Origin of the sequence: Ilumatobacter sp., from assembly GCF_041688325.1 — a bacterium.
In the GTDB taxonomy this organism is placed as follows: Bacteria; Actinomycetota; Acidimicrobiia; order Acidimicrobiales; family Ilumatobacteraceae; genus Ilumatobacter_A.
Map to the genome: position 1 here is coordinate 1 of NZ_JBDNIJ010000396.1, position 10836 is coordinate 10836.

The 10836-nt window shown below is 62.6% G+C and carries 9 protein-coding genes; 4 read left to right on the forward strand and 5 right to left on the reverse strand.

Translation table 11 applies throughout. The annotated features are described in order from the left end of the window. The 4 genes from ACH2EI_RS19845 to ACH2EI_RS19860 form a co-directional block, all read left to right on the forward strand. The coding region (locus ACH2EI_RS19845; RefSeq protein ID WP_395161287.1) for a Gfo/Idh/MocA family protein at positions 1–723 on the forward strand (723 nt) is incomplete at its 5' end. Beyond that, positions 720–1721 carry a Gfo/Idh/MocA family protein gene (locus tag ACH2EI_RS19850; protein WP_395154239.1) on the forward strand — a complete coding sequence of 334 codons (1002 nt, stop codon included), beginning with the start codon at positions 720–722 and terminating at the stop codon, positions 1719–1721. The genes ACH2EI_RS19845 and ACH2EI_RS19850, both read left to right, overlap by 4 nt. Then, complete coding sequence (locus ACH2EI_RS19855) at positions 1718–2599, forward strand: alpha/beta fold hydrolase (protein WP_395154238.1); 882 nt, start codon at positions 1718–1720, stop codon at positions 2597–2599. The genes ACH2EI_RS19850 and ACH2EI_RS19855 overlap by 4 nt, the downstream gene beginning before the upstream one ends. A 35-nt stretch (positions 2600–2634) precedes the next feature. Then, a complete protein-coding gene (locus tag ACH2EI_RS19860) occupies positions 2635–3939 on the forward strand; it encodes a hypothetical protein (RefSeq protein ID WP_395154237.1) in 1305 nt (434 codons plus the stop codon). Between the two features lie 23 nt (positions 3940–3962). On the opposite strand, the gene ACH2EI_RS19865 is transcribed toward ACH2EI_RS19860, so the two are convergent. From ACH2EI_RS19865 to ACH2EI_RS19885, 5 genes are all read right to left on the reverse strand, one after another. Then, complete coding sequence (locus ACH2EI_RS19865; protein ID WP_395154236.1) at positions 3963–6020, reverse strand: ABC transporter ATP-binding protein; 2058 nt, start codon at positions 6018–6020, stop codon at positions 3963–3965. Next, positions 6017–6949, reverse strand: coding sequence for an ABC transporter permease (locus ACH2EI_RS19870; protein ID WP_395154235.1), 933 nt, complete (start codon positions 6947–6949; stop codon positions 6017–6019). Before ACH2EI_RS19870 ends, ACH2EI_RS19865 begins: the two co-directional genes overlap by 4 nt. Next, a complete protein-coding gene (locus ACH2EI_RS19875) occupies positions 6949–7911 on the reverse strand; it encodes an ABC transporter permease (protein ID WP_395154234.1) in 963 nt (320 codons plus the stop codon). The genes ACH2EI_RS19870 and ACH2EI_RS19875 overlap by 1 nt, the downstream gene beginning before the upstream one ends. Before the next feature lie 117 nt (positions 7912–8028). Continuing rightward, positions 8029–9798: an ABC transporter substrate-binding protein gene (locus tag ACH2EI_RS19880; RefSeq protein WP_395161289.1), complete on the reverse strand. Its 1770-nt coding sequence runs from the start codon at positions 9796–9798 to the stop codon at positions 8029–8031. 195 nt (positions 9799–9993) lie between these two features. Continuing rightward, on the reverse strand, positions 9994–10836 hold an 843-nt coding region (locus ACH2EI_RS19885; protein ID WP_395154232.1), incomplete at its 5' end, for a histone deacetylase family protein.

Below are 10836 nucleotides of genomic sequence, written 5' to 3' on the forward strand. Positions count from 1 at the left end.
AACGACCGCACCGTGACCGTCCATCAAAGCCGCCGCTGGGATACCGACTTCCTTGCTGTGCGCCGGCTGATGGAACGCGGCGACCTCGGCAGGGTGTTCAACATTGAGACCTTCGTCGGTGGATTCGAGCACCCCTGTCGCGCTTGGCACTCCGAAGACTCGATCTCCGGCGGCGCCGTGTACGACTGGGGTTCGCACCACGTCGACTGGATCCACCAGCTCTACGGCAGCGCCCCGAGTCGCGTGCTGTGTTCCACGCACACACGCGTGTGGCAAGACACCAGCAACGTCGATCAACTGTCGCTGTGGATGCAGTGGGCCGACGGCCGTGAGGCCACGTTCCGCCAAAGCGACGTCTGCGCAATCCGCCGACCCAAGTTCCACATCGAGGGCACCGACGCAACACTCGAAGGGCACTACCGACCGCTCCGGACCGAGTCGGTCGTCCCGGGCCGCGGCTACGTCGAGCACACGTCCCACCACGCCGAGGCTCCCGTCGATCTCCAGTTGGCACGCTTCGACGGCGACCACGGCCTCATCACCTCGACCGTTCGACCCGCACCCAATCCGGGATGGGGCTTCCACAACAACCTCGCTGACCATCTGCTGCTCGGCGAAGACCTGGCCGTTCGTCCCGAGCAGTCACGTGACGTCGTGGCCGTGCTCGAAGCAGCGCACCGCTCCGGCAACGAGGGCGGCACGCTCATTGAGCTTGACCTGTGAGTAAGCCGGTGGGCATCGGCGTGCTCGGAGCCCGCTCGATGGTCGCCCGCCTCGCAGTCCTACCGGCCATCGAGGCCAGTTCGAAAGCAACGTTGGTTGCTGCGGCATCGCTCAGCGGTCCAGTACCAGACCCCTGGGCCAATGCCACCGTTTCCGACTACGAAGCGGTCATCAATCATCCCGACGTTGAGGCGATCTATCTGGCGTTACCCAACGACATGCATCGTGCGTGGACCATGCACGCAGCTGCGGCCGGTAAGCATGTGCTGTGCGAGAAGCCACTGGCCGTGTCGCCCGACGAGGCCCGGGTGATGCAAGCCGCGTGCCACTCAAGCGGCACGCTGCTCGCTGAGGCCTGGATGACTCCCTTCGACCCTCGCTGGCGCCATGCAATGCAGCTTGCCGCCGACGGGCTGGTCGGCGAACTCACCGAGATCAATTCGGCGTTCACGTTCACGATCGGGCCTGAACGTGCAGACAATTATCGGTGGATCCTGGACCACGGCGGCGGCGCGCTCCTCGACGTCGGGATCTACTGCCTCGGCCCAGCTGTCGAGCTCTGGGGTTCACAACCCACCGCAGTCGAGGCGTCCATCGACTTGGCTCCGAGTGGCGTCGATGCGACGACCACAGTCCAGCTGACCTGGCCCAGCGGTCAAATCGCACGAGCGAGGGTCTCGTTCGTCCAAACGGAACAGCAACGGTTGGAGATCGTCGGAACCACCGGCCGCATTGTCCTCGACGGTGATGCCCATACCGGCGGACCGAACGCCAAACGGATCAGGGTCGAGTGCGACCCTGCCACCAACTCTGCCACCAACTCTGCCACCAACTCTGCGCGAGAACGCTCAATCGACGTCGAGCCTGGCGACCCATATCTCGGGATGATCAACGCCTTCGCAGCAGCAGTTCGAGGGACGCAGCGTTGGCCTCGCCCAGTCGAGCGCAGCATTGACATGCTCGAACTCCTCTCACAGATCCGGACCAGCGCCCAATGACCGATTCGCACGCCCTCGAACCGCGCCATGAGCATCACGAACTGGCGTCAGGCGTCAGCATGCACGCAGTGCACTGGGAACCCGCCGACGCGACCCTGCCGCCGTGCCTGCTCGTTCACGGGCTTGCTTCGAACGCTCGGCTCTGGGACGGCGTTGCCCGGCGCCTCGCCGCGCTCGGCCACCCCGTCGTCGCTCTCGACCAACGCGGCCACGGCCACTCGTCTAAACCTGACGGCCCGTACGACATGGCCTCCGTCGCCGACGACCTTCGGTTGCTTGTCACCGACCTCGGCTGGGAACGGCCACTGATTGCCGGGCAGTCGTGGGGCGGCAACGTTGTCATCGAGTTCGCGCATCGGCACCCCGGGGCTGCATCGGTGATCGTCTGTGTTGACGGCGGCTCCATCGAATTGCAGCGCGGAATGCCCGACTGGGAAGTTGCCAAGGAGCAGATGGCACCGCCCTCGCTGATCGGCACGCCGATCGCCAAGATGCGCGAGTGGATGACCACGTCGAACGCCGACTGGCCAGCCGAGGGCATCGAAGGTCAACTCGCCAACTTCGAAGTCAGAGACGACGGGACCATCGCCCCGTGGCTCACACTGGAACGTCACCTCCTCGTACTCCGCGGCTTGTGGGAGCACACACCTTCTGACCTGTACGCCACGATCACCGACCCCGTGCTGTGGATCTCGGCCGACAACGGCCAATCCGAATGGACTACTGCGAAGCGTGCCGGAATCGACGCGGCTCTGTCCGCTCTGGCCATCAGCCGGTCAGAATGGTTCAGCCCTGCACATCACGACGTGCATGCACAACACCCGACCGAAGTCGCTGCGCTCCTTCACGGGGCGCTCACCGATCCCGACTTCTTCTAACGCACGCTGCTGACCCACCGAATACAGGAACTGATATGACTGCACTCCCCCGCCTCCTCGTCATCATGGGCTCCGGCGAAACCGCACCGACGATGACCACGCCGCATCGCCGGGTGTTCGAACAGCTTGCCGCAGCAACCGGAGGCCCCGTCGACGCCGTACTCCTCGACACCCCGTTCGGATTCCAGGAAAACGTCGACATCCTCGCCGCCAAGACCGCCGAGTACTTCACGGACGCAGCGCACCGAAACGTCGAGATTGCTGGCCTCGCACGAACCGACAACGGCGATGTCGTGGCAATCGAAACAGCCATTGCAAAGATCCGTGCAGCCGACTGGATCTTCGCCGGGCCGGGCAGCCCAACCTTCGCGCTGCGCCAGTGGGCCGATACCCCGATTCCCGAGGCCATCGCCGACAAGCTCCGCACCGGCGGCGCCGTCGTGTTCTCGTCCGCTGCTGCGCTCACACTCGGGCGGAAAACCATTCCTGTCTATGAGATCTACAAGTCTGGCGCCGATCCGTACTGGGTCGACGGGCTCGACGTGCTCAGCGAAGTCGGGCTCCCTGTCGTCGTCATCCCGCACTACGACAACAAAGAGGGCGGCAATCACGACACAAGCAAGTGCTACCTCGGCGAGCGACGCCTGGCGATACTCGAACCAGAACTCGATGACGACGTGTTTATCCTCGGCGTCGACGAGCACACCGGCGTCATCATCGACCTCGATGCACAGACCGCCGAGGTCGTCGGCAAAGGCGGAGTCACACTCCGTAAAGACGGTGTATCGACTCGCATCGAGACCGGCGAAACTGTCCCGTTCAGCACGCTGCAAGCCGGCCCTGTCACACCGAGGTCAGACCCCGGTATGGCAGAACCGACCGAGTCCGAAGCTGCTGTCACACTCCGGTCAGACCTCGGTGTGACAGTCGGTGATCAGGCTGCGGCTATTCCGTCACTTGCTGGCGACGCCGCTCGACTCGAATCGGAATTCGACTCGGCCCTGGCAGCGCGAGACGCCGACGGCGCCGTCAAGGCCATCCTTGATCTCGACTCGGCAATCCTCCAGTGGTCGCGAGACACGCTCCAGGGCGACGAGATGCAGCGGGCCCGGACCTCGCGGCGATCCATGATTGTTCGGCTCGGCGCTGCCGCAACTGCCGGAGTTCGCGACGTTCGCGAGGTGCTCGGCCCGGTCGTCGAAGCGGCTCTCGCTGCACGCGTCACCGCCAGAACCGACAAGGCCTACGCCGTGTCAGATGCCATTCGCGACAACCTCATCGCTGCCGGCATTGAGGTACGCGACACCGCTGCCGGCGCCGAATGGATTATCGCCGACTGACGAATCAGTCGGCGCGGCCAAGGTCACGCCAGCGTGGCGACAGCGTCGGCCTTGAGCGGCTCTTTGAGCTGCTCCACGGTGAGGTGGCACTTGATGCTGTGACCGGGCGACAGCTCAACCATCTCCGGCTCGGTGACCTCACAGAGGCCTGCTATCGCACGATGGCAACGTGTATGGAAGACGCAGCCGGGCGGCGGGTTGGCCGGCGACGGGATGCTACCGGTCAGCGGAATCCGGTTCTCAGCGACACCGTCGACGCTTGGCACTGCCGAGAGCAACGCCTCGGTGTACGGATGGTTCACACCCTCGAACATCGTTTTGGTCGCGCCGATCTCCATGATCCGCCCGAGGTACATCACTGCAATGCGATCTGCCAAGTAGCGCACGACACCAATGTCGTGGCTGATGAACAAGTAGCTCGAGCGCTGCTCGTTCTGCAGCTTCGCGAGTAGGTTCAGAATTGCCGCCTGGACCGACACATCGAGCGCCGACGTTGGCTCGTCGCAGACGACCACTTCGGGGTCTCCAGCAAAGGCACGGGCGATGGCCACACGCTGCTTGAGCCCACCAGACAACTGTCGTGGACGCATGTCGAGATGACGCGATGAGAGCTGCATGCCCTCAGCAATTTCCACGACTCGCCTGTCCGCCTCAGCACCCTTGATGCCGGTCAGTTTGACGACGCTGCGGTGCAGGATGCGCCGCACAGTCCAGGCCCGGTTGAGCGCCGAATCAGGGTTCTGGAAGACCATCGAAATTGCTCGCACCGACTCGTCGATGCGAGAAGTTGCCTTATCAGCCATCGTCCGGCCGCGCAGGGTGATGGCGCCGCCTTCGTCGGGTGCGTGGACGCCGAGCATGGTCTTCGCAAGTGTCGACTTGCCGGAACCAGACTCACCAACGAGCCCGAGAGTTTCGCCTTCAGCGAAGCCAAGGTTGACACCAACGAGCGCCGGAACGTCGTGGCCACGTTGGCGGAATGTCTTGGAAACACCTTCGACCCCGATGACCTGTTCGGTGCCGACGTCGTATTTGACCGTGACCTTCTCAGGGTCCGGGACCTCGTCCATCCGGTCGACATGATGACAACGAGTCCAGTGCCCATCGGAGCGTGGGACGATCGGCGGTACGTCAGTGCGACAGAGATCGGTTGCGATGGGGCATCGATCGATGAACGTACAGGTCGGCAGCGAGGCACCGATCGGTGGGGCCGCACCCGGGATGGAAAACAGTTCGCTGTCTGTTTTGCGCAGACCGCGTCGTGGGATCGAGTTGAGTAACCCTTTGGTGTACGGATGGCTCGGGTTGTCGAACACTTCGGCAACGGTGCCCTCTTCGACAATCCGACCCGCATACATGACGCCGACGCGATCGCACATCGTGCGGATGACGCCGAGATTGTGCGCGATCAGCAGAATTGCCGAGTTCAGTTCAGAACGGAGCTCGCGCACCAAGTCGAGCACCTCGGCCTCGACCGTGGCATCGAGGCCGGTCGTCGGCTCGTCGAGCACCAGCAATGTTGGATCACAGGCCAAGCCCATAGCGATGACCACACGCTGCAACATGCCGCCTGAAAGCTGATGCGGATATCGCTCCATCACACTCTCCGGAGCAGCGATATGCACCCGTTCCAAAGCAGCCAGTGCCGAGACACGCGCTTCAGCCTTCGACTGACCCAACACTTGGAACGCTTCGGCAACCTGCGTTCCGATCTTCAACACCGGGTTGACCGCCTGTACTGGGTCCTGGAAGACCATCGAGGCACGCTCAGCGCGGAACTTGCGCAGCTCTTTGGCCGACATCGCGGTGAGTTCCTCGCCGCCGGACAGCACCCGACCGGCGTCGATCACGCCGTTGCTCGGGAGGTATCGAAGCGCTGCGTACGCCGTGGTTGACTTGCCGCAGCCCGACTCACCGACGAGGCCGTATGCCTCGCCCTGGCGCACTTCAAAGGTCACGCCGCGCAAGATTTTGCGCGGGTTGCCGCGAACGACGTACGACATCTCAAGGCCGTCGATGGCCAGCGCTGGCACGTCGGTCGGATCTGCAGGCTCGGGAGTATGGGATTCGGTCACGGTCATGAGTTCACTGCCTTGTCGATCGAGTCGGCGATCAGGTTGACGCCGATGACGAGGCTGGCGATTGCCGCGGCCGGGAAGATGGACGGCCACCAGATCTCGCGGGCGATTTGTTCGTAGTTCTGCGACACATCGATGCCCCAATCAGCATCGGTGATGTTGCCACCGACGAAACCGAGGAAAGCCAATGTCGTATAGGTGAAGATGGCGTAGCCGAGGCGCACGGTTCCTTCCACCACCACGAGCCCGGTCACGTTGGGCAATATCTCGCGGGTGACGATGAAAAAACCCGATTCGCCACGCATCTTTGCCGACATGACGTAGTCAAGGTCGGACTCGGCGATTGCCGCCGAACGGATTGTTCGAGTGATCGCCGGCACGAAGAGCACAGCAATCGTTCCAATGATCACGGTGGTCGAGCGGCCAAAGGTGAAGATGATGACGATGGCCATCAGGATGATCGGAATCGACAGGATTGCCTCGATAACACGGCTCAGGATCTCGTCGACCCAACCCTTGTAGTAGCCCATGACCAGGCCCAGGAACGTGCCGACCACGATGGCCACAGCGGTGGAGATCGGGGCGATCGTGAGGATCTTGCGGGCACCGTAGATCACTCGGGTATAGACGTCCCACCCGTTCTTGTCGGTGCCGAGCCACGCCTCGCTGCCAGGCTTGACACGAGGCCCTGCTTCGACGAATTCTTTCGGATCAAACGATGTCAGAATCCCCGGCAGCAAGCTGGCGATGATCCAGAATCCAACGATCACCACACCGATGATGAAGCCGGGACTGGTGTACAGCACACGGAGCTGTTCCTTGCGGATCTGTTTCTTACCTTCACCGGGCACTGCGGTCTCGGCCGACTGAGCGACGTTCACAGACTCGTTCGGGGTTGGCACAGGCGCACCAGCTTCCTGGGTTCCGCTCATCAGTTGTCTCCCAACGATTGGCGTGTACGGGGATTCATGTAAGCGATCAGAAGGTCAGCCGAAAGTGTGGCGAGCATATAGATGACGGCGACAGCGAGCACGCCAGCCCGCAGGACCGGATAGTCGGCACGGTCAACGGCTCGAAGGATGAGGTTGCCGACACCTTGATAGCCGAACACCCGCTCAAGAGCGACCATGCCGCCGAAGAGATAGCCGAGTTGGGTACCGAGTACCGCAACGGTGGGCTGGAGTGCGTTGCGGGCAATGTGCTTGCGGAACACCTGCGGGAGCGACAGCCCACGCATGAACGCTGTACGGGCGTAATCAGAATCGAGCGCCGTGATCGTGCCAGCACGAGTGACGCGTGCGATGTACCCGAAGTACACCATCAACACGGCAATGACTGGCAGCAAGAGATGCTGGATCTGGATCAAGATGTTTGATCCGGGCGGCGCTGCGGCCTGCACCTTGAAGAAGTCGACCGGGACGGCGAGGAAGGCGAGCAGGAACACACCGGCCACGAAGTCGGGAATCGCCGAGAAGGCGATGCCGACATTGATGATCGTGCGATCGATCCAGGTGTCCTTTTTGTAGGCAGTGACCAAGCCACCGAGAACCGAGAGCGGCACGATGACGAGCAGAGCGAGGATCACCAGCTTGGCGGAGTTGCCGAGCGAGGTCCATACCAGGCTCATCACCGGCTCGCCGGCAGCGACGGAGAAGGAGTCGCCGAAGTCGAGGGTGAAGACCGACTTCGCCAACTTCGACAGCTGAGTCAGAACCGAATCTCGCAGACCCAACGATTCGGTGACCTGCATGAGTCGCTCGGGCGACGCCGTGCCGCCTGCGATCTTTCGAGCAGGGTCGCCTGGAGCGATGTTGGGGATCAGCGTCACAATGACGAGCAAAAACCCCAAGGTGACGAAGGCGAGCATGAGCCGCCTGAAGATGAATCTGAGCACGTGTTCCTTCTCTGTCTTTCGAACGGTTGATCCTTGTAACGACAAAGGGCGCAGCGGACCAGTCCGCTGCGCCCCGCCGTTACGACGTTCCGGCGTCGGCCGGAGCGGGGTGTTCGGTCAGCTCTTCGTCACGTTCTGCATCTGCAGGTGACCAAGGGCTGTGGTTTCAAAGCCGTTGATCGCGCTGCTCGTTGCCGAAAGGTAGTCGAAGAAGAACGGGTAGCACGCCGGGGCGTCCTCATGGAGGAGACGCTGGATCTTTCCGACTGCCGTCTTCTGACCCGCCACATCGGTGGCGCTCTGGTAATCGCCGAACAGGCCATCGAATTCGCTCGAGGCATAGTTCGAAGAGTTCCAGTCACCGTCGGTCGCGAGTGCACGGCCGAAGAAGATGTCCGGGGTCGGGCGGTGGCCATAGTCGACGATGCCGATCTGAGCCGAAGCGCCACAGGGGCGACCCGGCCCAGAGGACTCGGGCGACGATCCCCAGCTTGCACCGGTGCACCAGTACTCGCCGTAGAAGTCCGAGTTCGGCGTGACGCTGACCGGCGTCTTGATGCCGACGGCGGCCAGGTTCTGCTCGACGATGGCCGCAATGGCAGGAATCTCACCAAGGTCGCCGACCTGAATTGGGATTTCGATGCCGTCTGCATAACCGGCGTCGGAGAGCAACTGCTTGGCCATCTCGGGGTCGTACGGGCGCTGTTCCTGGCCCTCGTCGAAGAATGGCAACGTCGGGAAGATCGGGTGGTCGTTAGCGATTCGAGCCTGACCCTCGTACACCGTGTTGACAAGTTGCTCGCGGTTGATGGCGTAGCAGACGGCCTGGCGGACGCGGGGGTCGGTGAACGGGCCGCCTTCCGGCAGTTGCGTGTTGAACCAGATCTGGCGGTGGTTCGACGACGGCGGACGCAGAATGGTGAGCGAATCGTCTTGGAGCAGGGTTGCGCCGTCGGAGATCGAGAAGTCTTGGATGATGTCGATTTCGCCAGCGGCAAAGGCCGCGACCTTGGTGCCGCCACTCTCGAAGCCCTGCAACGTGACGCTGTCGAGCTTGACTGCGCCACCCCACCAGTTCGGGTTCGGAATGAACTTGGCGCGGTAGGCCGACGGATCGAAATCGACCAGCATCCAGGCGCCAGTACCAGTCGGGCGGTCGCTCAGCGTGGTGCCGCTCGAGTAGTCGACCGGGGTGATCAGCGACTGCGGGTTGAACAACGACACGAGGACCGGCAGGTTGCCGTTCGGCGAGTCAAGGTTCACGACCACGGTCAGGTCGTCGGGCGCCTCGGCGGCACCGGCGCTGACAACACCGGAAAGACCGGCACCGACTTCAACCATGCGCTCGATGGTGGCGACGACGTCGGCAGAGGTGAGCGGTGTTCCGCCATCTTGCCAGGTGACACCAGGGCGAAGCTTGAAGGTCCACTGGCTGGCGTCGGCATTTGGCGACCACTCGGTGGCGGGTGCGGTTGCCGCGATGTTGCCGTCTGGGCCGAGGCCGACGAGATACTCGAAGGACTGCGACAGCACGGCGTACGTGCCGAGGTCGAGCATGTTGACCGGGTCGAGGCCCGAGTTGGCGTCACCGGTCTGGATGCCGGCGATGACGTCACCACCGGCTGCTGCGGGTGCTGCGGCCTCGGTGGTCTTGGGCTCGGTGCTGCCAGTCTCCCCACTGGCAGCATCGGTGGCCGGTGCGGAATCGCTGTCGCTACCGCCGCAGGCGGCAATGATGCCACCCATGACTGGTACCGACAGGCCGATCATCGTGCCGCGGCGAACGAAGTCGCGACGGCTGACCTTTCCTTGAGCATATGACTCGATGAGATCGAGCTCGATCGGTCCAACCGAGCTGCGCGTTTGATCCAAACGTTTGAAGTCCATCTGTAATTTCCCCCTAATAGAAAAGCTTGAGTTCACGCCGCCAACTGACTAGCGGCGACACGTCGACCATACCCAACTCGAACCCTGTGGACAATTCATTCAAAGGGTTGTCGAAGTTCCAGCCGCCGCATTCCGCAATGTAGCACAGTTCCACATTGTGGAATGACGCCCGTCACAGTCGGGCTGTCAGATGGCTCAAAGCGTTGCCAGGCCTGCAAGCCATCGATTGACGTTGTTGCCGAGCGAGGCCACGTCATACCCGCCTTCTTGCACCACCACCGTCGGCACAGAAAGTTGCGCGACAAGTGCCCCTTGCGCCTCGAATCCGTCGGCAGTGACCGCCAGATCCGAGATCGGATCGTTGTGAAAGGCGTCGACACCGAGCGACACCACGAGCAGATCCGGCCCAAACGCGTCGATGGCCTGGAGCGCTCCAGCCAGCGCTGCTGCATAGTGATCGTCGTCGGCGCCAAGCGGGAGCGGAACGTTCAGATTGGCTCCGCGGCCACGGCCGGAACCGACCTCATCGGCGAATCCAGTGATGTACGGATAGGCCCGGGCCGGATCGCCGTGCAACGACACGTATTGCACGTCATCACGCTGGTAGAAAATCTGCTGAGTGCCATTGCCGTGGTGATAGTCGACGTCGAGCACGGTGACCTTCGATCCGGTGGTGGAGGCTGCGTGATGCGCTGCAATGGCTGCGTTGTTAAAGAAGCAGTAGCCGCCATAGAGCGACATCGGAGCATGGTGTCCCGGAGGGCGGCACAGGCCGTACACGTTTCGCTCACCACCCAGCACGAGCGATGTAGCACTCAGCGCGACATCAACCGCCGAGGTCGCAGCTTCGAAGGTGCCCTCCGTCAGCGGCGTCGTCGTCTCAAAGCACCACCGACCGAGTTCGGTGTCGATGCCATGGTGGTCCCGGAACTCACCGATCCCCTCCATCAGACCGGGCATTCGGAAAAGGTCGGGCACCACGTCATGCGTGCCCGGATGAGCCAACTGGTAGTCAGCCCAAGCGTTCGACAGGAACCG